We start from the raw sequence: 25,566 nt of genomic DNA, 5'->3' as shown, positions 1-25,566 counted from the left end.
CCCCCTACTGGGCCAGGTGTTGCACTTCCGCTTCGAACTTGCGCCGCGGTGCGAGCTCGACCAAGTACATCGCTGACACGACCAATGCGCCACCTACCAGCATGCGCCACGTCACGCTCTCGGACCCGAACAGGACCGCGAAACCGGACGCGAACACCGGCTCCATCGTCATCGCGATGGCCGCCCGGGTCGGGGTGAGATGCGCCTGCGCCCACGTCTGCACGATCAGCGCGAGCGCGCCGGCGACCAGCGCCATGTAGATCACCCTGGCCCAGTCGCCTCCGGTGGCCGGCACCGCGAATCCGCCGGGCAGCGCTCCGATCGCGCAGACCACCGTGATGACGATCATCTGCAGCGCCGACAGGCCGAAGGCGTTCTGCGGGGTGGACCAGGCGCCCAGCCCGATGATGTGCAGGGCGTAGAGGCCGGCCGAGGCGAGTGTGAGCAGCTCGCCGGTGCCCAGGCTGAGGCCCTGCAACGACAGGACGCCGAGTCCGACAGTGGCGAGGAACACAGCGACCCAGGCCCACCGGCCGATCTTGTGCCGGAGGATGACCGCGGCCAACAGCGGGGTGAAGACGACGTACATGCCGGTGACGAACCCGGACACGCTCGCCGAGGTGTGCCGCAGGCCCTCGGTCTGGACCAGCTGGGCGATGCCGTAGGTGATGCCGAGGGCAACGGCCCGGCCGCGGTCGAGCCGGCTCAGGCGGGAGATCGCGGGCGGGTGCACCAGTACGAGTGCGACGGACGCGATCAGGAACCGCAACGCCAGGTAGTCGGCGACGTCCATCCTGGTGAGCAGGTCCTTGGTCAGGAAGAACGTGGATCCCCACGCCGCCGCGACCGCGAGCAGGGCCAGCACGGCCAGACGTGGGTGGTTCACGCCGGACATCTCATCAGACGCCTTGCACAGAAGGCAAAACGGATCAGAGCACGGTGATCACGACGGTGCTGCCGGGCTGGGCCTTCTTGCCGGCGCCCGGGTTCTGCGCGGCGACGATGTTCAGGCCGAGGTTGAACGGCGCCTTCTCCACCTTCACGATGAAGCCCGCGTCGGTGAGGATCTTCTGCGCGTCGGCGAGACTCTTGCGCTTGACGTCCGGAACGTCCTGCAGCGGTGGGCCCTTCGACACCACCAGCTGGACCTTGTCCTTGGCGAACAGGGTGCCGGTGTTCGGGGTCTGGCTGATGACGTTGCCCTCCGGCACCTTCTCGTCGTACTGCTCGGTGCGGCCGACCTGGAGGCCGAGCTTGCGCAGTTGCCGGTTCGCGTCCTGGTACGACTTCCCGGTCGTGTCCGGCACGGTGATCGGCTTCTTGCCCTTGCTGACCACGAAGTTGACCGCGTCCCCGGGCTTCACGACCGTGTCGAACTTCGGGCTGAACGCGATCACCCGCCCGGCCGGCACGGTCTCGTTGTACTGCTCGACGATCTGGCCGGCGTTCAGCTTGATCGGGGCCAGCGCATTCTTCGCGGCCTCCAGCTCAAGTCCGGCCAGCTGCGGCACCCGGTACCGCTCCGGGCCCTTCGACACGGTGAGGCCGATCTCGCCGTTCTTCCGGATCCGGTCGCCCGCGGCCGGGTCGGTCGACAGCACCTGACCCTTGGGCACGTTCTCGGAGAAGTCCTGGTTGGCCAGGGTGGTCCGCAGCCCCGCCTTCTCCGCCTCGACGGCGGCGACCGCCGGGACCATGCTCACCAGGTTGGGCGTGGTCGTGTAGCGGTGGATGCCGTAGTACCAGGCCGCCGTACCGATCCCGATGGCTGCGGCCAGGATCAGGACCAGCGCGACCAGTCCGCGGCCCCGGCGCGGTGGCGGCGCCTGCACCCGGGTCGCCGGCCCGCCGGTCGGCCGCCCCCTCTCCACCGGTACGACGATCGTGTCGTGGCGCAGGACGTGACCGTTCTCACCCGCCAGAGTCGGTACGTCGCGGGTGTAGCCGTCGTCGTACCCGCTGTCCTGACGGATCTGCTGGATCGGCACGGTCAGGTCGCCGGTGAGCTCCGGGTCGTCCGGCAGGCCGTCCTCGAGCGCACTGCGGACGCGATGCACCTGCCGGCTCAGCACTCGCGCGTCGGCCGGACGCAGATCCCGGTCCCGTGCCGTCGCACGCTGCACCAACGCATCGACGTACGGCGGGATGGTCGGCACCTCGAGCGACGGTGCGGGAACGTCTGCGTGCACATGCGCGTAGGCGACCTGGATCGGGGTGTCGCCGGAGTGCGGCTTGTTCCCGGTGAGCATCTCGTACAGCAGGATGCCGGAGGAGTAGACGTCCGACCTGGCGTCCGCACTGCCGTCGGTGACGAGCTCAGGCGCCAGGTACGACACCGTGCCCATCAGGAGGCCCTGGGTCGCGGTGTTGCCGGTCGCGCTGACCGCCCGCGCCAGGCCGAAGTCGGCGACCTTCACCACTCCGTTGTCGGCGATCAGCACGTTCTCGGGCTTGATGTCGCGGTGGACGATGCCCGCGTCGTGGGCGGCGGAGAGCGCGGACAGGATCGGGGCCAGCAGATCCAGCGCCCGGGCGGGGGCGAGCGGCGCCTGCTCACGGATCACGTCCCGCAGCGTGCGGCCGGGCACGTACTCCATCGCCAGGAACAGGGTGCCGTCGTCGTCACCCTGGTCGAACACGGCGACCACGTTCGGGTGCGAGAGCCGGGCGGCGGCCCGCGCCTCGGCCACGAACCGGCGGGCGAACTGGGCGTCGTCGCCGAGTCCGTCGTGCATCACCTTCAGGGCGACGGTCCGGTCCAGCCGCATGTCGAGGGCCTGGTAGACGGTGGCCATGCCGCCCTTCGCGACACGCGCGCCCACGCGGTACCGTCCGTCGAGCACTCGCCCGACGAGGCGGTCGCTGACCTGCGTGTCCACGTCGTCCGTCACTTGCGGTGAGCCGCCTCTCGAAGCCGTCCTGCTCTGAGAGTGTAGATAAGGGCTCAGCGTGACGGCGCCAGGCTCACCGCAGTGGGTCCCAGCCGCGTTCCAGCTGTGCCTTGATCCGGAGTACGTTCTTCACATACAGCTTCGTGTCCGGGTACATGCCGTTCTTCGTGACCCCGCCGAGGCCCTGGTAGTAGCCAGCGACCGCGATATCCAGCTTTGCGGCGCCGGTTAACCGGTCCAGCAGCACCACACCGGCGGTGACGTTGTCCTGCGGCTTGAGCAGGTCCAGGTTGCGCCCGACGATGCTGGACACGAACCGTCCGGTCGACGGAATCACCTGCATCGCGCCGACGGCGTTGGCGGGGGAGACGACCCGCTGCTTCCAGCCCGACTCCTGCCAGCTGACCGCGAGCGCCAGTTCCGGGTCGACGCCGTACCGCTTCGAGGTGCTGACGATCAGGCTGCGCATCTGTGTCCGGGTCGGCAGCTTGCGGTTCTTCAGGGCCGCCCGGTTGCGGTTGGCCTGGGTGACGATGTGGTCGGCGTACGTCCGGCCGGCGAAGGTGTTGTTCTTCGTCTTGGCCGGTGTCTTGGCCTTGGGCTTCGGCTTGATCGTGACCGGCACCTGCAGCGGTTTCCCGGCGTAGATGCGGTCGCTGACCTTCAAGCCGTTGGCGGCCAGCAGATTCGCCTGAGAGCACCGGAATTGCTTGGCGATCTTCGTGATCGTGTCGCCCGGCTTCACCACATAGGTGACGCGGCCGCCCGCAACCGTGCGCTTGGTCGGGTGGCCGGAGGCGGTCCTGGCCTTCTGGCCCGGCACCTTGAGGGTCTCGCCGGCGTAGATCGCGTTGCCGTTGCCCGGGAGATTGTTCAGGGCAACCAAGGCCTTGACCGTGGTCCCGTAGCGGGCGGCGATGTGGCTGAGGGTGTCGCCGTCCTTCACCTTGTACGCCCCGAAGCCGGGGGATCCTGCGGTGATCACCGCGGCAGCCAGCACTGGAACGGCAAGCCCGGTCACTATCCGTACGACGTTACGCATCGATCCATCTCCCCGTGTGAGCGTCTCTTGACCGTAAGTGCTGGTACGGATGTGACAACAGGGGCGAATGGGGTGCTTGTTACGCCTGTAACTCAATGTTTACAATTCAAAGCTGAACTACACTAATGTAGTTCACAAACCGATGTTGCTCAGGGCAACCGCCGGGGCTACGGCACCGCTACAGGGCGGCGCGTCCTTCCAGCGGTGACGAGGGATTCGCGTGGTAGCGCTTCGGGATCCGGCCCGCGCGCCGTGCGTTGCGTCCGGCAACTACCGCGTCGCGCATCGCGGCGGCCATCAACGCAGGGTGTTCGGCCCGGGTGACCGCGGTCGCCAGCAGCACCGCGTCACAGCCCAGCTCCATCGCCAGCGCGGCGTCGCTCGCCGTACCGATCCCGGCATCGAGCACGACGGGCACGTCGAGCTCGTCGACGATCATGCTGATGTTGTGCGGATTGCGGATGCCCAGGCCGGACCCGATCGGGGAGCCGAGCGGCATCACGGCCGCACACCCGGCCTGGGCCAGCCGGCGGGCCAGGATCGGGTCGTCGTTGGTGTAGGCGAGCACCTGGAATCCGTCGTTCACCAACTGCTCGGCAGCGTCCAGCAACTCGACCGGATCGGGGAGCAGGGTGTGGTCGTCGGCGACGACCTCCAGCTTGATCAGATCGGTGTGGAACGCCTCCCGCGCCAGCCGCGCGGTCAGTACGGCCTCGCCGGCGGTGAAGCAGCCGGCCGTGTTCGGCAGGACAGCGATGTCGTGCTTGCGCAGTACGTCGAGGACCGACCCTTGCTGGCTCGGATCGAGGCGGCGCAGGGCCACCGTTGTCAGCTGCGTCCCCGACGCGACCAGAGCCTCCTCGAGTACCTCCAGACTGGGCGCACCGCCCGTCCCCATCACCAACCGCGACGTGAGCTCGCGTCCGGCAATCAGCAAGGTGTCATCGCTCATGGCCTCACCTTAGGTGCTCGGCGGAGTGGCCGAACCTACTGCCCAAGAACGGCTTTCCGAGCTCCGGCAGGACGCCGGTGCGGACGGTGTCGGCGATGATCTGCGCGGTGATCGGAGTCAGCAGTACGCCGTTGCGGTAGTGGCCGGTCGCCCACAGCATCCCGTCCAGACCGGACGGCCCGAGGATCGGCGCGTTGTCCGGCGTGGCCGGCCGGAGCCCGGCGATGGACTCCACCAGTTCCAGCTCGTCCGTGATCGGCAGGACGGTCCGTGCGTCCCGCAGCAGCGTGAAGACGCCGCCTGCGAGTACACGCGTGTCGTAGCCGAGCTCACTGGTGGTCGCACCAACGACAAGTTCGCCGTTGGGTCGCGGCACCAGGTAGACCGAGAAACCGCGAGCCGTCGCGCGCACCGTGTGCTTCAGCGCCGGGCGGTACGCCTCTGGCACCCGCAGCCGCAGCACCTCACCCTTCACCGGCCGCACGGGTGGCCGCAGCTCATCGGGAACGCCTTCCAACTGCGATGACCAAGGTCCGGTCGCCGCTATCACGTGCGCAGCTCGCACGGTGTCCCCGTTGTCCAGTTGTACGCCGGCAGCCGTCGTACCTGCTGTGATGACGTGGGACACGCGCTGACGGATCACGGTGGCGCCGGAGAGTTCGACTGCGCGGAGGAGGGCGGCGACTGCCTGCCGGTTGTCGACCGAGTGGTCGCCGGGCACCCACACGCCGCCGGAGACGCCGGCTGCGAGCAGTGGCTCGCGTTTGCGGGCGTCCCGGCCGGACAGCTCTTCGACGTCCAGACCGAGTCGGCGCTGGTAGTCGGCCAGTCTGCGCAGTGCTGCCGCGTCGTCCACGTCGTACGCCACGGACAACGTGCCGGTCTGGTGGAGGCCTGCGGGCAGACCGGTCAGCTCTTCGAGCTCGGCCGCGAACGTCGGCCAGGCGGCCACGCTGGCGAGGTTGAGGGCCAGTAGGTCGTCTTCGCCGTACTCGACTTCGGTGACCGGTGCGAGCATGCCGGCGGCGACGGTGGAGGTCTGGCTGCCAGGTGTCGGGTCGCATACCGTCACCTGGATACCGTCTGCCGCGAGGCGCCAGGCGGTCGCCAGACCGATCAGCCCGGCGCCGATCACCACCACCTCGGACGTGTGCTCAGGCATGCCGTAAAGCGTACGTCCAGCACGACATGGCAGGCTTTGCGGTGTGACTGACCACACCGATCGCCTGGCCGACGCCCGCCTCTACCTGTGCACCGACGCCCGCGAGAAACAGGGTGACCTCGAACAGTTCCTGGACGCCGCATTGGCCGGTGGCGTGGACATCGTGCAGCTCCGCCAGAAGGAGATGGAGGCGGCCGACGAACTGGCTGCACTGGAGGTGTTCGCGGACGCCTGCAAGCGGCACGGCAAGCTGCTGGCGGTCAACGACCGGGCGGACATCGCGTTCGCGTCCAGGGCCGACGTACTGCACCTCGGCCAGCGGGACCTGCCGGTGCACGCCGCGCGAGCCGTCACCGGACCGGACCCGATCATCGGGCGGTCCACGCATACGTTCAGTCAGGTGAACGCCGTGGTCGCCGAAGAGGGATCCGACTACTTCTGCGTCGGTCCGACCTGGGAGACCCCGACGAAGCCGGGGCGTCAGGCGGCCGGCCTGGATCTCGTCTCGTACGCCGCCAGCCGGCCGCAGTCCAAGCCGTGGTTCGCGATCGGCGGCATCGATCTCGACCGGCTCGACCAGGTCATCGAGGCCGGCGCCACCCGCGTGGTCGTCGTCCGCGCCATCACCGAGGCGGACGACCCGCAGGCGGCGGCCGCGGAGTTCAGCCGGCGGCTGCGGGGTGCCGGGTGATCAACAACCCGAAGACCGCCCGGATCATCGCCGCGATCGTGATCGCCATGCTGGTGATCACGTTGGCCGCGTCGTTGTTCGGCTGCGCCGCGGCCAAGACCCAGCCGTCGGGCACGTCGAGCACGGATCCGGACAGTGGTCTTCGGATCGTCGCGGTGGCGGACCTGCCGAAGGAGGCGCAGGACACGCTGAAGCTGATCGACGCGGGCGGACCGTACCCGTACAGCCGCGACGGCGTCGTGTTCGGCAACCTCGAGAAGATCCTGCCGAAGCACGACCGCGGCTACTACCACGAGTACACGGTGAAGACGCCGGGCGAGAAGGACCGTGGTGCCCGCCGGGTCGTGACCGGCACCGGCGGCGAGCGTTATTACACGGAGGACCACTACGAGTCGTTCCGCCGGATCGCGGAAGACGGGGGCACCGACGGATGACCGCTCTGCGCACGCTGCTGACCGATGGAGTGCGTCCCGGCGTCTACCGCTGGCAGTCGGACCACACGCCGGACCAGGTACGCCGTGACGTGGCGGCCGCAGGCTGGGACTTCGTGCTGCTGGACACCAGCGATGTGACGGACAAGGCCGGCTTCCTGGACCAGTGCGCGACCGCGTTCGATCTGCCGCGATGGTTCGGCCGGAACTGGGATGCGCTGGCCGACTCGCTGAGCGACCACTCCACGGGTGCGCCCGAGATCGTCCTCTGGGAAGGCCTGCACCACCTGCTCGAGCACGACCACGACACCGTCGACGTCGCGCTCCAGATCTTCGCCGAGGACATCACGAACTCCGGCCAGCTGCGCGTCCTGGTCCGTGAGCCCTCGGCCGCGTCCACGCCGGACCTGATCAGCTCACTACCTGCCTTGTAGCCGATCGGCGAGCTCGTCCAGCGCGGGCACGAAGACCACCGATCGTCCGCGGTTGCTCTCCCGCACCCAGTCCCGCAACGGCTTGCTCTCCGCGAGCCGGTCCGTCAGGTCCCCGATCACCGCGAACCCCACGCCGTACTGGACGAACTTCTGCGTGATGGCGCCCGCCCGTCCGGTCCGCAGGTCGAAGAACTCGTCCCCGAGCAGGTCCGCCCCCAGGGCGACCCAGGTCGCGTCGTGGTCGTACACCGCCTGCGAGATCAGATCCACCGCACCCCGCTCGTCCACCAGTCCGACCGGGCTTACCAGGACACGGACACCGGAGACTTCTTCAACCCGCTCATCTGTCATGAAACTACTCTAAACTTCCCTATGAAATGATTTATAGGGAATTCTAAGGAATCGTCGATGCCTCAGGAGCTGTACTCGGTTGAGCAGGTCGCGCAGCGGCTCGGGCTGCACGTGCGGACGATCCGGAACTATGTCCGCGACGGCCGGCTGAAGGCGGTCCGGATCGGGAAGCAGTACAGGATCGCCCGCGAGGACCTGGAGGCGTTCACAGGCACCAGTGCGGCCGCGCTGGAGGTGGACCAGCAGACCCGGCACGTCGAGGCGTCCAGCATCGTGCACATGGACGCGGTCGACCGGGCCACCGCCGACCGGATCAGCACGCACGTCATCGGCTCGCTCAATCAGAGCGGGATCGGCCGCCTTCGCGTCGAGACCGTGTACGACGAGGACCGCGCAGTACTGAAGGTGATCATCCTCGGCGACCTCGCGCCGACCGCCGAGCTACTCCGGTTGATCGAGATGATGACCTAGGGCATTAGAGCTGCCGGGAGGTGGCTGCGATCGCGAGGTCGGCCAGCGCCTTGCGAGCGGTGTCGTCGGCCAGGGGAGCGCGGTCGAGCGCGTCGAGGGCGTCCTCGGTCCGCTCGGTGATGAGGTCCTCGCAGGCCTGCACCGCCCGGGAGTCCTGCAGGATCTCCCGCAGCAACTGGATCTCGTCGTCGTCCAGGTCCGGGCGCCCGAACAGCCGGTCGAACTCGGTCAGCTGCACCTCGGACGCATGGTCGACCGCGTAGGCCACCAGCACGGTCCGCTTGCCTTCGCGCAGATCGTCGCCGGCCGGCTTGCCGGTGAGCGCCGGGTCACCGAACACCCCGAGCAGGTCGTCGCGCAACTGGAACGCCTCACCGACGGGCAGTCCGTACGCCGACAACGACTCGATCAACCGCTGATCCGCACCGGCCAGCGCCGCCCCGACATGCAGCGGCCGCTCGACCGTGTACGTCGCCGCCTTGTAGCGCAGTACTCGCAGGGCCAGGTCCATGTCGGACTCGCCACTCGCCTGGGCGAGCAGGTCGAGGTACTGACCGGCTGTCACCTCGACCCGGACGGCGTCGAAGTACTGCTCCGCCCGGGCCAGCGCGGCCGCGTCGAAGCCAGAGGTGTGCAAGAGCTCGTCGGCCCAGATGAGGCACAGGTCGCCGAGCAGGATGGCCGCACCGACGCCGAAGCTCACCGCATCCCCGCCACGGCCGGACTGCTCCGACCGAGCCCGCTGCAACGCCTCGAACCGGCGATGCGCGGCCGGTGCACCCCGGCGTACGTCGGAGGAGTCCATCACGTCGTCGTGGACCAGAGCGCTGACATGCAGCATCTCCAGACTGGCCGCGGCCTTCAGGATCGGCCGGGCCGGGTCACCACCGGCGGCGCGGAAACCCCAGTAGCAGAAGGCCGGCCGCAGCCGCTTCCCCCCGCTGGTCGCGTCCCGGGCGGCCTGGACCTGCTCGGTCAGCTCCGGCCCGATCGCCTCCAGGCGCCGTTGCTGCAGGTCGAGGAAACCGGTCAGCGCGCGCTGCACCTCGGCGGGGATGTCCACATCGCCATACACGTCTCGGAGCGTAGTCGGTACGACGACAGCGGTGGACACCGCGGGTAACCTGTCGCCATGGCGAACGGTCTTGCTTCGACGCGTCCCGGCAACCGGCCGACGATTCGCGAGCTGCTCGCGAGCGGGGGCCGTTCCTTCTCGTTCGAGTTCTTCCCGCCGAAGACACCCGAGGCCGAGGAGGTGCTGTGGCGCTCGATCCGGGAGATCGAGCAGCTGCGGCCCACCTTCGTCTCGATCACGTACGGTGCCGGCGGGACCACCCGGGACGGCACGATCCGCGTCACCGAGCGGGTCGCCCAGGACACCTCGCTGACGCCACTCGGCCACCTGACCTGTGTCGCGCACTCACGCGACGAGCTGCGGTCGGTGATCGGTGCGTACGCCGGGTCCGGGGTGCGGAACATGCTGGCGCTGCGCGGCGACCCGCCGGGTGGCCCGAACCAGCCCTGGGTCGCGCACCCGGAGGGCCTGAACCACGCGATCGAGCTGGTCGAGCTGATCCGGTCGCTCGGCGACTTCTGCGTCGGCGTCGCGGCGTTCCCGGACAAGCACCCGGAGGCCACCTCGCTGGAGGCGGACGCCCAGGTGCTGGCGGCCAAGGCCCAGGCGGGTGCGGACTACGCGATCACCCAGATGTTCTTCGGTGCTGACGACTACTTCCGTCTGGTGGACAGGGCGGCCGCTCTCGGCTGCGACATCCCGGTGCTGCCGGGCATCATGCCGGTCACCAACATCAAGCAGATCCAGCGGATGGCGGAGCTCACCGGGATGGCGCTGCCGACGGCTGTCACCGACCGCCTGCTCGCGGTCGAGGACGACCCGGCCGCGGTCCGGCAGGTCGGCGTCGAGATCGCCACCGAGCTGTGCGAACAGCTGCTGACCGGCGGCGCACCGGGCATCCACTTCATCACCTTGAACCGATCGACAGCGACCCGTCAGGTCTTCCTGAACCTGCGTTCGTCGGTCGTGTCCTGACCGCGGCACCCGGCCGTATCCTGTGGCGATGGCTGACCCGTCGGATCTGTTGATCGACCGCACCCTCGTCCTGCTCCGGCACGCCAAGGCGGTCCCGCCCGAGACCATGCCGGACCTGCAGCGTCCGCTGGCGGACCGCGGCCGCGCCGACGCCCGCGCGGCCGGGCGCCACCTAGTTGCCCAAGGCATCGAAGCCGGACTGGTCCTGTGCTCGCCGTCGGAGCGCACCCGGGAGACCTGGCAGTACGCCGCCGAGGGCGGCGCGACCACCACCGACATCTGGTACGACCGGCGCATCTACAACGCCGACACCGACGAGCTCCTCGACGTCATCCACGAAGTACCGGCCGAGGTTCGCACCGCGATCATGATCGGCCATGCGCCGGCCATCCCGTGGCTCGCCGACGAGCTCGCTCTGGACGGCACCAGTCCGGAGCGGGTCGAACTCACCAGGAAATACCCGACGTCGGGCCTGACCATCCTTCACTTGACCTGCCGCTGGTCGGACCTGTCCGCGAACGACGCCGACCTCGTCTCGTACGTCGTACCTCGCGGCTAGCTCGCCGGGCAGACGCCGTCGGCCGGCAGCTCACCGGTGAGCAAATACATCTCCGCCTTGTCGTCGATACACGGGTTCTTCGTGAACAGGTACGACGCGTGATTGCCGCCCTTGTCGATCAACAGCCTGGAGCCCGGTAGTACAGCCCGCATGCGGCGTGCGCCGATCACCGGGGTCGCCGCGTCGTAGCGGCCCTGCAGGAGCAGGATCGGCGGCACCTTCGGCGACCCGATCCGGACCTGCTTGGCGGGCTGTACCGGCCAGAAGGCACAGGGTGCGCCGTACCAGGTGTTCAACCAGGCGAACCGCGGCGTCAGGTGGTCGGCCAGTTCGGTGTCCTGGCGCCAGCGGCTCCAGTCCCGCGGCCAGCCGGGATCCATGCAGTTGTAGGCGAGCTGGCCCGTGTCCCACTGCCTGGGTCGCGAGCTGGTCGGTCGCACTCAGTACGCCGGTGGGATCACCCTTGCGGTAGGCAACGACCGCTTCGGCCAGGCTCGGCCAGGAGTCCTGGGTGTAGAGGCTGGAGGCAAGCAAGTCGTCGAGCTCCGACGCGCCGTCGCCGGGGCCCGGACAGCCCGGCGACCAGTGCGGTCAGCGATGCGACGACGACAGCAACAGCCGCGCCGCGCCGCAGGGTGTTCTTGGTCAAGCCCCGTCCTACTTCCTTTTCAGGAGGTGCGGGCGGGCAACCAATGGGTAGTGCTGTTGATGGTAATCAACCGCTGCGTGGCCCGGGTCAGCACCACGTACAAAGCGCGGACGCCGCCGAGGGTGTCGCTGACGATGCGGTCCGGTTCGACCACGACCACAGCGTCGTACTCCAGGCCCTTGGACTCGAGGGGGCTGACGGCAACGACCCGCGGGTTGCCGACGTCGGCCAGCACCGCGTCGACGGCAGGTCGCAGCTTGGGTGTGACGATGACGCCGACCGTTCCTTCGACCAGTTGGAGCAGCTCGGTGGCCGCGTCGGCGGTGGCTTCGACGATCTTGCCGTCGTCGAAGATCCGGTGCTCCGGCTCCACTCCGGTACTGCGGACCGCGTTGGGCAGATCGGCGTCGGGCAGACTCTGCCGGATCACCTCACCGGCGAACGCGTAGATCTCGGCCGAGTTCCGGTAGTTGGTCGACAGCCGGAACGCGTGCCGCTGCAGATGCGACAGCATCGAGTCCATCGCCGCACGAGCCTCGTCTGGGTCCGGCCACGAGCTCTGTGCCGGGTCGCCGACGATGGTCCAGCTCGCCTGCGGTCCGCGCCGGGTCACCATCCGCCACTGCATGGGGGAGAGGTCCTGTGCCTCGTCCACCAGCACGTGGGCGTACTCCTCCGGCTCCTCGGCCTCTCTGGCCGCCGCTGCCCGGGCACGCCGCTCCGAGGTCGTCAGCACCTCGTTGACGCCGTCCGACAAGCCCTCCAGCCAGTCGAACTCCTCGTCCTTGGTCTCCGAGACCGGAGCGCGTCCCAGCAACGTGTCCAGCTCGTCCAGCAGAGCCACGTCGGCGATGGTGAACTCGCTGGTGCTGCGGATCGCTCGGGCGAGGGCGTCGACCTCGGCCGGCGTCAGGTCGTTGCGGGCCCACCGCTGCAACCGCCGCGCGTCACCGAACCAACGCAGTACCGCTTCCGGTGTCAGCACTGGCCACCACTGGCTGAAGAACGACCGGAACGCCGGTGTGTCGGTCACCTGGTCGCCGAACGCCTCACGGTCGCCGTACACCCCGGTGCGCAGGTCCTCCGGGAACCGCTGCCACAGCGCGCCCACCAGACCTTTGCGGGCTTCGGTGGCTGCGCGGTTGCGCGGCGTACGGCGCAGGGCGTTCCGACGGACGTTGTCCAGCTGGTTGGCGTCCAGCTCGATCGTGGCGCCGCCGAGGAAGACGCGCAGAGTGGCAGGCGCCGTCGGCACGCGGTCGCGAGCGGCCCGTGACAGCAGTGCGCTCATCCGGAGCGAACCCTTGATCGCGGCAACCTGCGCCTCGTCCACCGCGGTGGCCTTGACGCCGTCGACCATCTCGCCGACCGCCCGCAGGGAGACCGTGTTCTCGCCGAGGCTCGGCAGCACGCGCTCGATGTAGGCCATGAACGCGGCCGACGGCCCGACCACCAGTACGCCGCCCCGCTCGAAGCGCCGGCGGTCGCTGTACAGCAGGTACGCCGCCCGGTGCAGAGCCACCACGGTCTTACCGGTGCCCGGTCCACCGCCGATCACGGTGACGCCACGAGCCGGCGCCCGGATCGCCTCGTCCTGCTCAGCCTGGATGGTGGCGACGATGTCGCGCATCGTGTGACCGCGAGCGCGCGACAGCGACGCCATGAGGGCGCCCTCTCCCATCACCGGCAGGTCCTCAGGTGCGCGCTCCGGGGCCAGCAGGTCGTCCTCGAGGCCGACGATGCGGGCGCCCTTGTTGCGCAGCACCCGCCGCCGGACGACCTTCAGCCGATCGGTCGAGGTGGCACGGTAGAACGGCTCCGCGGCCGGCGCGCGCCAGTCGATCACCAGCGGCTCGTACTCGGCGTCACGGACACCGAGCCGGCCGACGTACAGCTTCTCCAGGTCCGCCGCAGTACCGGCCGCAGGCTCCTCGTCGCCCTGGTCGGAGTCGAGCCGGCCGAAGACCAGGCCCTCGTGCTCCGCGTCCAGTTCGGCGATCCGGCGGGCGGCGGCGAAGACCAGCACGTCCCGCTCGTACAGACCGGTCTGCTCCTCCTCGCGGACCCGGCCGACGTTCTGCGCCTGCCCGCGTTGGTGCCCTTCGACCGCGATCCGCGACGCCGATCGAGCCGCCTCCGCGACCCGGTCGTACACCCGGTCGACGTGGTGCTGCTCCGCCGCCAGCTCGGCCCGCTCGACGTTCTCGTGATCGGCCGACGTAGGGGATTGATCCACCGAGGTCCTCTCTACTGCCGGGCTCCTGCCCCGACACGGAACACATGAACGATCAATCCTACGTGGGTCGGGTGACCGAACCCCACCCGGTATCAGGCTCAGGATCAGGCCTTGCCGATGGCGTCCGCCACGATCGCGGCGCCGAGTGTGGTGGCGGGCACACCGGAGCCCGGGTGAGCGCCCGCGCCGACGCAGTACAGGCCCTTCACGGGGGAGACGTTGGATGCCCTCCGCCGGGCCGTTTTGTACCCCTCCCAGGCCACCCCGGCCCACCAGGACGGTGACGTCTGACGGGACACCACTTTGTCCCGGATGTGCAGCCCGCGGGCCACGAGCAGGTCGAGTACGTCGTCCGTCGGATAGCCGTGCACCAGGACTGACCACGCCTGGTGTCCGGCCGGTGCCTGTCCGGCGGTCCGGACGACCACTGTCGGCGTACCGTGCAGCACCGTCTCGAACGGGAGGCTCGGCAAGGGCTCCTGCAGCCCGAGATGTACGACGTACGCCGCCTGGGCCTGGTGGGTCGACAGCACCTTCTTGCGCATTTTCTTGGCCGCCGGGTCGTCCAGGAGCTCGGTGTAGAGCAGACGCGGGTCGATGTCGCTCACCACGATGTCGGCGGGCAGCTCGGTCGCATCGGCCAGCCGTACGCCGGTCACACTGCCGTCGGTCGTGGAGACCCCGACCACCTCGGCGCCGGTGCGGACGTTGATCTTCCGCTCGCTTGCACGCTGGGCCAATGCGTCCGCGAGCGCACCGAAGCCGCCCGCGATCGTCCAGCGGCCGAACGTGCGCTCCAGGTAGGACCACACCCCGACGTACCCGGGGGTGAGCTTGGCGTCCGAGCCGCCTTGCGCTGCGAAGTGCCGCAGTACCGCACGGGCCCGGTCGTCATCCAGCTCGCGGTTCGCCACCTTGTCCAGCGACTGCCACGGCTTGAGCGACCGCACTGCGCTCAGCGACAGCTTGTCGTGCAGTGGTGGTTCGAGTGAGGTCTTCCGCAGGATCTGCCACGTCTCGCCGTAGCCGTCGACCAGAGCGGTCCACTGCTTGGCCGTCTTCTGGTCGGCCAGATCGGTCCAGGCCGCCTCCTGCGCACCGCGGTCACCGACCGGCAGGTCCAGCACCGACCCGTCGCCGAACATGTGCCGCCGTGGCTCGGTCACCGGCTCGAGCTGGACCAGACTCTCGATCGGGCGGCCGCTCTTGCGGAAGAGGTCCCGCAGCGCCGCTGGGAGCGTCGTACTGGCTGCTCCTGCGTCCCAGCTGAACCCGTCCGCCTCGACGCGACCCAGCACGCCGCCCAGGTGCTGGCCGCGTTCGCACACGGTGACCTGATGGCCGAGCTTGGCCAGCCGGACTGCACTGGCGAGACCGGCCAGACCGGCCCCGATGACTACTACGCGGGCCATCAGGCGGCACTGCTCCCAGTCGCCGGGGCGCCCCGTTTCTCCCGCCAGGCCCGGAAGCGTGCGAAGCCCCGCCGGATGAACCGGAACGCGAAGTACACCCCGATCAGGCCGAGCAGCAACAGCACACCGGCGATGATCAGCGCGACCTCCGGGTGGAACGCGGCCAGCGCCACCACGCTGGCGACGGCGACGTCCTCACCGGACGACGCGGCGATGTTGGTGACCGGCTCGGGAGAGGTGTTGATCGCCAGCCGCAGACTCGACTTCACAGCGTGTGAGAGTAGCGCCACCACTCCACCGGTGGTCGCGATCACGGCCTGCTGCAGGGTGCTCGCCTCACCGGCCAGCAACGCGGCGATGATCACGCCGATGGTCGGCCGGATCACCGTCGAGATCGCGTCCCAGGCCGAGTCGATGTACGGAATCTTGTCGGCGACGAACTCGAACGCGAAAAGAACACCCGCTGCGATCAGAACGGGGGTGGTGCTCAGTGCGGTCGGTACGTCCTCGGCGCCGGCGAACCGGCCGAGCAGACCGAGAATCAGCACGCAGGCATAGGCGTTGATGCCACTGGCCCATCCCGTCGTGAACGCCAACGGCAACGCTTCCATCGTCTTGCTCCGTAACGCTCGGTCGCCACCCCGTGAGACGGCATGTTTCGTCAGTATCGAACCTGCTGGTGTGAGACTTGGTTAACCGTTGACATCCGGTGCGCCTCGACTCACAGTGAGCAGGCTGCCAGTCTGTGTGACCGGCACTCCCCGCCATTGGGTTCAGGAGATCAACATGCTTCGTCGTCCGAAGATTCTCGCCGCACTGGCAGCGGTCGCGCTGCCCATCACCGCGCTCGGCGTGTCGACCGGAGGCCCACCCGCTGCCGCCGCGCCCCCAGGGCCATCCGCCGCGACCACCTCCGCCGGCGCGGCCTCCGCGTTCAGCGCAGCCGCCGCGAAGTACGGCGTACCCGAGTCGGTCCTGCTCGCCGTGTCGTACTCCGAGTCGCGGTGGGACGACCATCTCGGTGCCCCCAGCACGTCGGGCGGCTACGGCCCGATGCACCTCACCGCCGTCGACCCCAACGAAGTGGCCGACCTGTCCGGCAAGCGCAAGGTGGCCAACGCTGCGTCGCTGCGGACCCTCGACAAGGCGTCTGAGCTGACCGGGCTGGACTCGGCCTCCCTCCGGAACGACACCACTGCCAACATCAACGGTGGTGCCGCGCTACTGGCGTCGTACCAACGCTCTCTGGGGCTGCCGGTCGGTGCGAGCACCTCTCCGGCCCAGTGGTACGGCGCAGTGGCGTCGTACGCGGAGGCCGGCGACCGCGTGGCCGCGTCCGGCTTCGCCGACGACGTCTACTCGATCATGGCCCGCGGTGCGTCCCGGACCACGAACACCGGACAGCAGATCACGATGGCTCCGGTCGCAGTGACCCCGGACAAGGCACAGGCCGACAAGCTGGCGTTGCCTGCCGGGCAGAAGCCCGCGAACAGCGGCGTCGAGTGCCCTCCGACCCTCGGGTGTGAGTGGCTGCCCGCGCCGTACTCCCAGTACGGCGCGGGGGCTGGTGACTACGGCAACCACGACCTGGCGAACCGGCCGAAGACCGGCAAGATCGACTACATCGTCATCCACGACACCGAGGGCAGCTGGCAGACCACGCTGAACCTGGTGCAGGACCCGACGTACGTGAGCTGGCAGTACACGATGCGCTCGTCCGACGGCCACACCTGGCAGCACGTCAAGGCGAACGACGTCGCCTGGCAGGCCGGCAACTGGTACGTGAACATGCACAGCATCGGCATCGAGCACGAGGGCTTCGCACCCCAGGGCGCGACCTGGTTCACCGAGGCCATGTACCGCAACTCGGCCAAGCTGGTCCGCTACCTCGCCGCCAAGAACCACATCCCGCTCGACCGGGCCCACATCATCGGCCACGACCAGGTGCCGGGAACGATTCCCAGCACGGTGGCCGGCATGCACTGGGATCCGGGACCCTATTTCGACTGGGAGCACTACTTCGACCTGCTCGGCGCCCCGATCTACGGGCACAAGATCTTCCCGGTGAAGGCCGGCTCGATCGTCACCATCAAGCCGGGCTTCGAGGGCAACGTGCAGGTGGTCAGCAACTGCGACGCCCCCGGTACGCCGTGCACGCCGCAGGCCACCAACTTCGTCTACCTGCGTCAGGCGCCTGACGACAACGCTCCGCTGGTCAAGGACATCGGACTGCACCCGAACGGGATCGACGGCACCACGGACGTCTCGGACATGGGCTCACGGGCCGCTGCGGGTTCGCAGTACGTCGTGGCGCAGCGCCAGGGCGACTGGGTGGCCGTCTGGTACCTGGGCGCGCTGGGCTGGTTCAAGAGCCCGGCGTCGGCGCCGGACGCGTTCGCCAAGCCGGGTCTCGTGGTGAAGCCGAAGGCGGGCAAGGCCTCGGTGCCGGTCTACGGGCGTGCCTACCCCGAAGAGGCGGCGTACCCGGCGGGTATTCCGTACCAGACCGTCACGCCGCTGCAGTACTCGATCGGTGCCGGTCAGGCCTACCCGGTCAGTGACCTGAACATCGAGACCGACTACTACCGCGCCGTCACCTTCGCCGGTCAGCCCCCGACCGACCACGTGCAGGTGCTCGGCAAGGACCGGTACTACCAGATCTGGTTCGGACACCGGATGGCCTACGTCCGAGCCGCCGACGTGGACATCAGGCCGGCCGTCTAGATTGCTGTTGTGTATGACGAAGCCGTCCAGCAACTGCTGGACGGCTTCGTCGCATCGGTGCGCCAGGTCGCCGCGGTCGAGGCGATCTGGTTGCACGGCTCGCTGGCACTGGGCGACTACCAGTTGGGGCGCAGCGGTCTGGATGTCGTCGCGGTCGTGTCGTCACCACCGCCGGCTGCCGTCGAGGACGTTCATCGGCGACTGATCGCGGAGTCTCCGCCGGCGTCCAAGCTGCATTGCTCCTACATGCTCGCCGACCAGCTGGCGGATGCGTCGATCCGGCATGTGACCTTTGCTCAGGAGCGGTACTTCGACCGGCCGGTGACGCCGGTGACGCGACGAGAGCTTGCCCTGAGCAACGTCTCGCTCTTCGGCCCGCCGCCGTCCTCGTTGCTACCGGCTACCAGTGACGAGGAGTTGTTCTCCTTCATCCGCCGCGACCTGCGGGAGTTCTGGCTGCCTGCCGTGGCTCGGTGGACGAACTGGTACGTGGATGTCTGGGTCGATCTCAGCCTGCTCACCATCGCCCGCGCTCACGTCACGCTGACGACGGGGGAGCTGATCACCAAGCGGGCGGCCCTCGACGTACTGCCGTCGTTGGGAGCACCCGCGGCCGTCGTCGCGGACATCACCCGCGGCCGCTACGGTTCCCGCCGCCTCGCGACCCCGTGGTGGCGCCACCGTCGCGCGGTGCTGACCCGCCGCTTCGTCCAGACCGCAATCCCCGCCGTGCTCAGTTGACGGTGATCGGGGTTCCGTTGGAGATGGTGACGAGCTCGGCGTACGTGGTCGGGAAGACCGAGTGGGGGATGCCGGCCGCGGCCCAGATGACGTCGTACTGCTCGAGAGCGGCGTCGACGTAGGTCGGGACCTGGTGCGGGTGACCGACCGGGGCGACACCGCCGATGGACTGGCCGGTGTGCTCCTTGACGAACTCCGGCGTGGCGCGGCGCAGCTTGCCGATGCCGAGCCCGGCGGCCACCTTCGCGGTGTCGACCCGGTGCGCGCCCGAGGTCAGGATCAGCACCGGTACGCCGTCGCCGTCGAAGATCAGGCTGTTCGCGATCGCGCCGACCTCGCACCCGAGTTCGGCCGCAGCGGCCGCAGCCGTCGGCACCGCCTCGTCCAGGATCACGATCTCACCGGTGGCACCGGCCGCCTTCAAGGCGTCGGCCACCTTCTGCACGTTGGGATGACTGCTCACCTTCGGCACCTTATGCGCGTGCGTCGACGCGGGTCACGCCGGTTTCAGTTCGGCTGCTCCGAAGGACACGTTGAACCGGTCGCACCAGATGGCCACGCTGCGGAAGTCGTCGAGCGTGACGCCGGCCGGGACCGGGTAGTTCTGGTTGCCGTGGTTGCCTTTCAGGCTGCCGAGACTGCGGTACTGCCCGTCGTCGAACAAGTGCCATCCGGCTCGGCCCGGAACGACGTTCGCATCGCTCAACCACACCTTCAGGTCGGGACCGTCCGAGGTGTCGAGGTTCTCGATCCGCAGCACCCGGCTGCCGTCGGGCAACCGGAGTACGGCGACCGTGCCGGACGTCTCGTGTTCATGCGTGATCAGCTTCCCGGTCAGCAGAACCTTTGGTGTGGGCGGGACCTGCTTCGGCGCAACGGAAACTGTCGGTGGCGTCGTCGACGATGTCTGTGTGGAGATCGGAACAGCGCCCGGGAGCGCTTCGTCGACGACCGTGTCGGTGAAGAGCCGCCACGGCTGGAAGAGCGGCAGCGCGACTGCCGCGACCACGACGGCAACGGCCGCCGCGGTGACCAGTGCTGCCCGCTTCTTCACGGTCCGTCCCTTCGTCAACGCCTCGGTGCACCCAGTCTGGCGGCCGGATCGGTCGCGCGGCGGCGCGCCGGGCTTACGGGCCGTTGACGATTGTCGGCGGGCGGCGATACGCTTCCAGTGTTCGAACAGATGTTCGATTACCTCCGGCCCGGCTTCGTCGGGAGGCCTGCCGGAGGTGACTCGGACAGCTGGACGGCTCCGGTGCGGAGTTGCGGCCGCATCGGGATCCGGTGGTTCCGGCGGGCCGGGCACCGAGGTGGACCTCGACCCCCACCTCGTGCCCACCCGCCGGGCCTCCGACCGGGCCGTCGACCAGGGGAAGCAGCAGTTCGTACACAGGAGGCGATGGAGCATGTGGGAGTTCGACGAAGCCGTCGAGGTGCGTTCGGGTGTCGTGGACGGCGTCGAGACCCCGGAGCAGTTCCTCTGGCGTGGCCGTCTGTGGCGTGTCTGCTCCGTCCAGGCGCACTGGACCGAGACCGCCGCCTGGTGGGAACGCGGCATCATCGGCACCCCGATCCATCGCGCGACCGACTGGCATCACGCCGAGGCCGCTCCGGCCGTCGCCGAAGCGCCTGTCCTTGCCGGTGCTCCCGCTCCGGCTCGGGCCAGTGGCGCGGCGGTCGGCGTACTGGATGCGGACTGGGGACCGCGGCGCGCGGTGTACCGGGTGGAGGCGGGATGCGGCCGGCACGGTCGGCGTGAGCTGTTCGATCTCGCGCACGACCCGGACTCCGGCCGCTGGCAACTGGAAAGGGTGACAGATCGATGACCGTTTCACCGGTGTCTCCGGCGGCTGCCGGCGCGGCGAGCCGGGAGTTGTCCCGCGCACGAGCCGCTCTGGCCGAGGCGCTGGACACGAGCGACCACCTGATCCGCTACTCGAGTGCTCACATCGCGGCTCTCAGGGTCGCGGCGGCGGTCCTGGCCGTCCGTGCCCGGCCGGTGCGCTCCGGCGCTCGCCGTCGCATCCAGCGGAATGCCTGGGTGCTGCTGGCGGAGGTCGCCCCAGAGTTCGCCGAGTGGGCTACGTTCTTCTCGGCCGGTGCGTCTCAGCGGGCTGCCGCCGAGGCCGGCTTGGAGCGTGCTGTCACGACCCGCGAGGCCGATGATCTGATCCGCGCCGTGGAGACCTTCTACGGCCTGGTCGAGTCCTCGCTGCGGTTGTCCAGCACGCCCGCCTTGACCGCCACCACAGACCCCCAGTCGGTCCTCACCCAGTCCTGGATGCAGGCCAGCTAGCAGCAACCCACGACGGCAGTCACTCGGAGAGAAACGACATTGAGTCAGGTACGCAGAGGTGTCGGCCATGACCTGTGTGGTCGCGTGCATGCGGTGCTCGGGGTCGAGTGCTATCTGGCGGACGCCCACTACCCACGCCCGCATCAGTCGCTCGAAGGCGAGTCCTGGGACGACGGCCTGTGCAGCAAATGCGCCGGCGGCGGCCTCCTGGCCGGCTACACCTGCGACCGCTGCAACGGCGCCGGCTTCGAACCCGTCGAACTAATAGACCCCGAAACCTACCAACCCGGCTAACCCCACACCCCAACCCGCCTGGTCCCCATACCCCCACCGGCAAACCTGCCGGGCACCTCGCCGCCCTAGGCGGTTGGCGGGGAGGTGGTGGGAAGTAGGGTGTGGCGGACGTGGGGTGATTGGTTGGGGGACTGCTAGGAGGGTCATGACGATGGTCGATCGGCGGCGGCGTTCGTTGCGGACGGCGCTGGTGGGCGAGGCTCTGCGGGTTGCTCTGGCAGGGCGGGCCCGGACCAATCCGGGTGCCGGGCTGGACATCGTCGACCTCGGTGGTGGCACCGGCGGATTCGCCGTACCGCTGGCCGTCGAAGGTCACCGGGTGACCGTGGTCGACCCGAGTCCCGACGCGTTGGCGTCGCTCGAGCGGCGGGCGCGGGACGAAGGCGTGAGCGACCTGGTCCGTGGCGTCCAAGGCGATGCGGCCGAGCTTCCCGGTCTCGCCGGCGAGTCGAGTGCGGATGCCGTCTTGTGCCACGGCGTACTCGAGGTCGTCGACGATCCGGTGCAGGCCCTGCAGGCAATGGCCTCGGTACTGCGCGAAGGCGGCGTACTGAGCTTGCTCGTTGCCCAGCGCAACGCTGTCGTACTCGCGCGGGCCCTGGCCGGTCACCTGGCCGAGGCTCGGGTCGCCCTGCAGGACCCGGACGGACGCTTTGGTGCGAACGATCCGATGCCGCGGCGGTTCGACGAAGCCGGCATCATCGCGCAGTTGGCCGACGCCGGGTTCATGGTCCACACCGTGCACGGCGTCCGCACGTTCGCCGATCTGGTCCCGTCTGCTTTCGTCGACTCCGAGCCAGGCGCCGCCGACTCCCTGGCCGAGCTCGAGCGCGCCGCCAGCCAGCACCCCGCCTTCCGGGCGCTCGCCACCCAGCTCCACATCCTCGCCACCCACTGACCACCGGACACGGGAAGGCTCCAGGACGTACGCCGTACCGCCTGAGCACACCCGGGCGTGTCGCGGCCCACAGACGGCCCGGAACGCCCGAATGCGACGGAACGTGATGGGGCGGCAACCGTAGGCTGGAACAGGGTTTCGGCTGGTGGCGCGGTGGTTCGGGAGCGGCCGTCGAGGCGGGCAGTTTCCGGACCGTGACGCGCTGGACAGGCGGCCAGGGTTTCGTGTGAGGCATGCGCGTCCTAGACTGGAGGCGGCCTATCGAGATCGCGCTCACCATGGAGGGATCGACGGTGCCCCTCTCGGAAGAAGAGCAGCGCCAGTTCGAGCAGCTCGAACGCGCCCTCGCTGCGGAAGACCCGAAGTTCGTCTCCGCCATGCGAGGGACCAATGTGCGCTTGTATTACAAGCGCCGGGCAGTGCTTGCCGGCGTCGGATTCGTGCTGGGCATCGTGGTCTTGATGACGGGCGCGATCATCCCCAACACCATCATCGGAGTCATCGGCTTCGTGATGATGGTCGCCTGCCTCTACATCGCGGCGCTCAGCATGAAACGGATCAGCAACGCGGGGGACTCCGACGACATCCCGCCGCCTCCGCCGTCGAAGCGGCACCGGACCAAACACGACTCGTCCGGAAGTTTCATGGAGCGCATGGAGGATCGCTGGCGCCGCCGCCGCGACGAAGACCTCTGACCGGCCGCAGCGCCGGCTGAGCGCGAGACCAGTCGAAGAACCACACCCGTGCCCTGGTGGGGCGGGTGTGGTTCTTTTTGTGCACGTATGGTTTGAGATCTGTCCCAGGTGGGAAGCCACCCCTGAGCTGCCCAAGCATCCACAGGCCCGTCGGCATCACGGGATCCCGAGTTAAGTCGGCCGCGCATCCCGGGATGGAATGCGCGGCCGAGAGTCGACTGTGCGGCCGGGCCTACTGCGCGCCCGAGGCCGGGTCGTCAGTTGGCGTGGCGTCCGCGGAGGACCAGGGACCGGAGCCGGGCGAGCAGGAGGTCGAACTCGTCCAGGAGGTCGGAGGCCTCTGTGCTGCCCCGGTTCAGGTACCAGCGCCAGGACGGTGGCAGCAGCCGAGCCCGCCAGCGACGCACCTGCCGTGCCTGCGACCAGAGCGCCTTGCGTACGGCGGCCGCCTCGGCACGGAGGTCCGTGCTCGGATTCACGTCACCGGAATACCGCAGAGCCTCGATGCCACGAGCGAGCCGGAGCGCCTGCGGATGCGCCTCGGCGGGCAGCTTCGTCAGCAGCCATTCACCGGACTGGCGCGGCGTGGAGATCTCCGACCAGTCGAGACCGAGGTCCCGGGACGTGTCGCGGATCTCCGCCCAGAGCCCTTCGGCACCGGACCGGCCCGGCGGCCGGGAGAACCGGCGGCGTCTGGTCAGACTGCGGATCAGCCACGGGATGCACAGCAGCAGGATCACGCCCGCGCTGATGCCGATCGCCTGACCGCCTCCGTTGGTGAACCAGTTGCCCTGGTCGAGGACCGCGACGCCGCTGTCGTTCGGCAGGTTGCGGTCGCCGTTCGGCTTGTCGATCAGCGGGTCCTCGGTGCCGCCCGGGGTGATCGGCGCGGTGCTCGGTGCCGTCGACGGGTTGATCGAGTCCGAGCCGGTGCCGACCGTCCAGCTCGGGGTGGTCGCGACTCGGGCCGGTGGGGTCGGCTCGAACCGGACCCAGCCGTAGCCCTGGAAGTACAGCTCGGGCCAGGCGTGCATGTCGTGCATCCGCACCGTGTACTGGCCGTCCTTGTCGGACGTCCCGGGCAGGAACCCGATGCCGACGCGGGACGGGATGCCGAGGATGCGCGCCATCAGCGCCATCCCGGTGGCGAACTGCTCGCAGTACCCGGTCTTGTTCTCCAGCAGGAAGTCGCGCAGCGCCGGCATCCCGCTGCCGCGGGCGTTGTCGGTGCTGTAGGTGAAGCCGCCGCTGCTGCGGAACCAGCTCTGCAACAGCACCGCCTCGTCGAACTGGTTGCCCTTGGCATCGGCCGTGACCTCGTGGGTGAGGTCGGTGATGTCCTGCGGGGTCCGCTTCGGCACCCGGCTGGTGTACTCGTCCGGCGGACCGCCCTGCAGGGCGTTGTGCAACTGGTCCGGGCTGGGCTTGAGGTCGTACGCGCTCAGGTTGTACTTCTTGCCGCCGACCACCTGCCCGTTCGACGACACCACGTCGAGCGCACTGGCGTCGTACCGCCAGTCCCGCTTGAGCGAGATCGTCCGCAGCGGATAGGGGACCGGCGCGAACTGGGACCGGAAGCTCCGGCTGACGTTGATCTCCATCTTGGTCTGCGGAGCCTTGCTCAGGTCGCCGTTGTACCCGGGCGGCGGTGCGAGCTCGCCGTCGATCTTGCGGTTCTCGGGACGCGGCGCGATCCGCCAGGTGTTGCCGTCGAAGCTGTCGAGCGCGGTCAGCCGCAGGTAGCTGCCGACGTCCGGACCGCCCTTGTAGGTGAGCGCGACCACGTTGTCGCCGCGCTTGAGGTTCTTGCCCATGTCCAGCATCGGGTCGGTCGACGAGATCGACGCGCCGACGCCGTTGCCCGGACCGCTGCCTGCCAGGCCGTTGCCGACGACACCTTCCGGCAGAGCCGGCAGCAACGCAGGCAGTAGGGCGGCGAGCGCAACAACGCTCAGACCGATCCGTCGGCCGGCCTGTCCCAGGGCGGACGCCTCGACCGGCTCGGCCGCGTCCAGGTGTGACACACCAGAGATCCGGCGGCCCCACCGGCTCAGCCTGCTGCGGCCCTCGGCCGACAGCAGCACGATGTAGCCGATCGCCGGCGGGATGAACAGCAACGCGGGCAGTCCGCCGTGCACGGTCGCAGCCGGCACTGTGTACATGATCAGGAGCAGCAGTCCGGCCCAGGCCGCCTGCCGAAGCTGTACGGCGACGACGTGGATCAGCAGTCCGGTCGCGGAGATGACCGACACGGCGAACAGGGTCAGATGCGAGTCCGGCGGCAGCGGCGCGCTGAACCGATTGATCGAGTCCATCGCGTTGACCAGCTGGGTGTTGAACTCGATCGCTGTCCCCTTCCACGGGAACAGCCCGAACTTCAGCGTGCTGTTCAGGAAGAACAGCGACAGCAGCTCGATCAGCACCAGGAGTTGAACCAGCGGTACGACGATCCGCGGGGCGCGCAGGTTCTGCAGCAGCACGCCGACGCCGGTGACAGCGCCGCAAAGAAACGCGCTGATGAACAGGAATGGCCCGGAGAACACAGGCGTCAGCACGAGCGACCCCAACACGGTCGCTCCCCAAGCGG

27 protein-coding genes are annotated in these 25,566 nt (G+C 69.0%); 13 read left to right on the top strand and 14 right to left on the bottom strand.

The window, feature by feature from the left end:
• Positions 1–4 precede the first annotated feature (4 nt).
• From E0H75_RS17735 to thiO, 5 genes are all read right to left on the bottom strand, one after another.
• On the bottom strand, positions 5–895 hold the full coding sequence (locus E0H75_RS17735; protein WP_131514632.1) for a DMT family transporter: 891 nt from the start codon (positions 893–895) through the stop codon (positions 5–7).
• A gap of 34 nt (positions 896–929) precedes the next feature.
• Positions 930–2,891, bottom strand: coding sequence for a Stk1 family PASTA domain-containing Ser/Thr kinase (gene pknB / locus E0H75_RS17730; protein ID WP_131514631.1), 1,962 nt, complete (start codon positions 2,889–2,891; stop codon positions 930–932).
• Positions 2,892–2,964: 73 nt separating this feature from the next.
• A complete protein-coding gene (locus E0H75_RS17725; protein ID WP_131514630.1) occupies positions 2,965–3,933 on the bottom strand; it encodes a lytic transglycosylase domain-containing protein in 969 nt (322 codons plus the stop codon).
• 178 nt (positions 3,934–4,111) lie between these two features.
• Positions 4,112–4,885, bottom strand: a complete 774-nt coding sequence (locus E0H75_RS17720) for a thiazole synthase (RefSeq protein ID WP_131514629.1) — start codon at positions 4,883–4,885, stop codon at positions 4,112–4,114.
• 4 nt (positions 4,886–4,889) lie between these two features.
• Positions 4,890–6,047: a glycine oxidase ThiO gene (thiO, locus tag E0H75_RS17715; RefSeq protein WP_131514628.1), complete on the bottom strand. Its 1,158-nt coding sequence runs from the start codon at positions 6,045–6,047 to the stop codon at positions 4,890–4,892.
• Between the two features lie 43 nt (positions 6,048–6,090).
• Between thiO and thiE the strand changes: the two genes are divergently transcribed.
• The 3 genes from thiE to E0H75_RS17700 are packed head-to-tail and all read left to right on the top strand — an operon-like array spanning position 6,091 to position 7,603.
• Complete coding sequence (thiE, locus tag E0H75_RS17710; RefSeq protein WP_131514627.1) at positions 6,091–6,738, top strand: thiamine phosphate synthase; 648 nt, start codon at positions 6,091–6,093, stop codon at positions 6,736–6,738.
• A complete protein-coding gene (locus E0H75_RS17705; protein WP_202873022.1) occupies positions 6,735–7,172 on the top strand; it encodes a guanyl-specific ribonuclease in 438 nt (145 codons plus the stop codon). The genes thiE and E0H75_RS17705 overlap by 4 nt, the downstream gene beginning before the upstream one ends.
• Positions 7,169–7,603 (top strand): barstar family protein, encoded by a 435-nt coding sequence (locus E0H75_RS17700; RefSeq protein WP_131514626.1) that lies wholly within the window; start codon positions 7,169–7,171, stop codon positions 7,601–7,603. The genes E0H75_RS17705 and E0H75_RS17700 overlap by 4 nt, the downstream gene beginning before the upstream one ends.
• On the opposite strand, the gene E0H75_RS17695 is transcribed toward E0H75_RS17700, so the two are convergent.
• On the bottom strand, positions 7,589–7,954 hold the full coding sequence (locus E0H75_RS17695; RefSeq protein ID WP_131514625.1) for a DUF4180 domain-containing protein: 366 nt from the start codon (positions 7,952–7,954) through the stop codon (positions 7,589–7,591). The genes E0H75_RS17700 and E0H75_RS17695 overlap by 15 nt on opposite strands.
• A gap of 57 nt (positions 7,955–8,011) precedes the next feature.
• On the opposite strand from E0H75_RS17695, the gene E0H75_RS17690 reads away from it, so the two are divergent.
• Positions 8,012–8,425 carry a helix-turn-helix domain-containing protein gene (locus E0H75_RS17690; RefSeq protein ID WP_131514624.1) on the top strand — a complete coding sequence of 138 codons (414 nt, stop codon included), beginning with the start codon at positions 8,012–8,014 and terminating at the stop codon, positions 8,423–8,425.
• Positions 8,426–8,429: 4 nt separating this feature from the next.
• Here the strand turns inward: E0H75_RS17690 and E0H75_RS17685 are convergent, their stop codons facing one another.
• Positions 8,430–9,500, bottom strand: coding sequence for a polyprenyl synthetase family protein (locus E0H75_RS17685; RefSeq protein WP_131514623.1), 1,071 nt, complete (start codon positions 9,498–9,500; stop codon positions 8,430–8,432).
• A 57-nt stretch (positions 9,501–9,557) separates the two neighbouring features.
• Between E0H75_RS17685 and metF the strand changes: the two genes are divergently transcribed.
• Both metF and E0H75_RS17675 read left to right on the top strand, forming a co-directional pair.
• Positions 9,558–10,475, top strand: coding sequence for a methylenetetrahydrofolate reductase [NAD(P)H] (gene metF, locus E0H75_RS17680; protein ID WP_131514622.1), 918 nt, complete (start codon positions 9,558–9,560; stop codon positions 10,473–10,475).
• 28 nt (positions 10,476–10,503) lie between these two features.
• A complete protein-coding gene (locus tag E0H75_RS17675; protein ID WP_131514621.1) occupies positions 10,504–11,034 on the top strand; it encodes a SixA phosphatase family protein in 531 nt (176 codons plus the stop codon).
• On the opposite strand, the gene E0H75_RS17670 is transcribed toward E0H75_RS17675, so the two are convergent.
• The 4 genes from E0H75_RS17670 to E0H75_RS17655 form a co-directional block, all read right to left on the bottom strand.
• On the bottom strand, positions 11,031–11,414 hold the full coding sequence (locus E0H75_RS17670; RefSeq protein ID WP_131514620.1) for an alpha/beta hydrolase: 384 nt from the start codon (positions 11,412–11,414) through the stop codon (positions 11,031–11,033). The genes E0H75_RS17675 and E0H75_RS17670 overlap by 4 nt on opposite strands.
• Before the next feature lie 288 nt (positions 11,415–11,702).
• Positions 11,703–13,919: a HelD family protein gene (locus tag E0H75_RS17665; protein ID WP_131514619.1), complete on the bottom strand. Its 2,217-nt coding sequence runs from the start codon at positions 13,917–13,919 to the stop codon at positions 11,703–11,705.
• Positions 13,920–14,023: 104 nt separating this feature from the next.
• Entirely contained in the window at positions 14,024–15,331 is a 1,308-nt protein-coding gene (locus E0H75_RS17660) for a phytoene desaturase family protein (protein WP_131514618.1), read from the bottom strand.
• The gene (locus E0H75_RS17655) at positions 15,331–15,942 is read right to left on the bottom strand and encodes a DUF4126 domain-containing protein (RefSeq protein WP_131514617.1); all 612 of its coding nucleotides are present in this window, start codon (positions 15,940–15,942) and stop codon (positions 15,331–15,333) included. Before E0H75_RS17655 ends, E0H75_RS17660 begins: the two co-directional genes overlap by 1 nt.
• 175 nt (positions 15,943–16,117) lie before the next feature.
• Here E0H75_RS17655 and E0H75_RS17650 point away from each other — a divergent pair, with 175 nt between their 5' ends.
• On the top strand, positions 16,118–18,055 hold the full coding sequence (locus E0H75_RS17650) for an N-acetylmuramoyl-L-alanine amidase (protein WP_131514616.1): 1,938 nt from the start codon (positions 16,118–16,120) through the stop codon (positions 18,053–18,055).
• A 9-nt stretch (positions 18,056–18,064) separates the two neighbouring features.
• On the top strand, positions 18,065–18,796 hold the full coding sequence (locus E0H75_RS17645) for a hypothetical protein (protein WP_202873021.1): 732 nt from the start codon (positions 18,065–18,067) through the stop codon (positions 18,794–18,796).
• Here E0H75_RS17645 and E0H75_RS17640 read toward each other — a convergent pair.
• Positions 18,789–19,259: a YbaK/EbsC family protein gene (locus E0H75_RS17640; RefSeq protein WP_131514614.1), complete on the bottom strand. Its 471-nt coding sequence runs from the start codon at positions 19,257–19,259 to the stop codon at positions 18,789–18,791. The two genes, E0H75_RS17645 and E0H75_RS17640, sit on opposite strands and share 8 nt — an antisense overlap.
• Positions 19,260–19,292: 33 nt before the next feature.
• Entirely contained in the window at positions 19,293–19,850 is a 558-nt protein-coding gene (locus E0H75_RS44185; protein WP_238163089.1) for a DM13 domain-containing protein, read from the bottom strand.
• 352 nt (positions 19,851–20,202) lie between these two features.
• Here E0H75_RS44185 and E0H75_RS17630 point away from each other — a divergent pair, with 352 nt between their 5' ends.
• The 5 genes from E0H75_RS17630 to E0H75_RS17610 all read left to right on the top strand — a co-directional run bounded on the left by E0H75_RS17630 (position 20,203) and on the right by E0H75_RS17610 (position 22,979).
• On the top strand, positions 20,203–20,622 hold the full coding sequence (locus E0H75_RS17630) for a DUF6504 family protein (RefSeq protein ID WP_131514612.1): 420 nt from the start codon (positions 20,203–20,205) through the stop codon (positions 20,620–20,622).
• Positions 20,619–21,092: an SAV_6107 family HEPN domain-containing protein gene (locus E0H75_RS17625; protein WP_131514611.1), complete on the top strand. Its 474-nt coding sequence runs from the start codon at positions 20,619–20,621 to the stop codon at positions 21,090–21,092. Before E0H75_RS17630 ends, E0H75_RS17625 begins: the two co-directional genes overlap by 4 nt.
• 93 nt (positions 21,093–21,185) lie before the next feature.
• Positions 21,186–21,386, top strand: a complete 201-nt coding sequence (locus tag E0H75_RS17620) for a hypothetical protein (protein WP_131514610.1) — start codon at positions 21,186–21,188, stop codon at positions 21,384–21,386.
• Between the two features lie 145 nt (positions 21,387–21,531).
• Positions 21,532–22,284, top strand: coding sequence for a methyltransferase domain-containing protein (locus E0H75_RS17615; protein WP_131514609.1), 753 nt, complete (start codon positions 21,532–21,534; stop codon positions 22,282–22,284).
• A 233-nt stretch (positions 22,285–22,517) separates the two neighbouring features.
• Complete coding sequence (locus tag E0H75_RS17610; RefSeq protein ID WP_238163088.1) at positions 22,518–22,979, top strand: DUF3040 domain-containing protein; 462 nt, start codon at positions 22,518–22,520, stop codon at positions 22,977–22,979.
• A gap of 257 nt (positions 22,980–23,236) precedes the next feature.
• On the opposite strand, the gene E0H75_RS17605 is transcribed toward E0H75_RS17610, so the two are convergent.
• Entirely contained in the window at positions 23,237–25,549 is a 2,313-nt protein-coding gene (locus tag E0H75_RS17605) for a transglutaminase TgpA family protein (protein ID WP_238163087.1), read from the bottom strand.
• Positions 25,550–25,566: the final 17 nt, after the last annotated feature.

Origin of the sequence: Kribbella capetownensis (assembly GCF_004331485.1) — a bacterium.
GTDB classification, from domain to species: domain Bacteria; phylum Actinomycetota; class Actinomycetes; order Propionibacteriales; family Kribbellaceae; genus Kribbella; species Kribbella capetownensis.
Note: the sequence above shows the minus strand (reverse complement) of the source record. Positions and strands in the feature narration are given on the sequence as shown.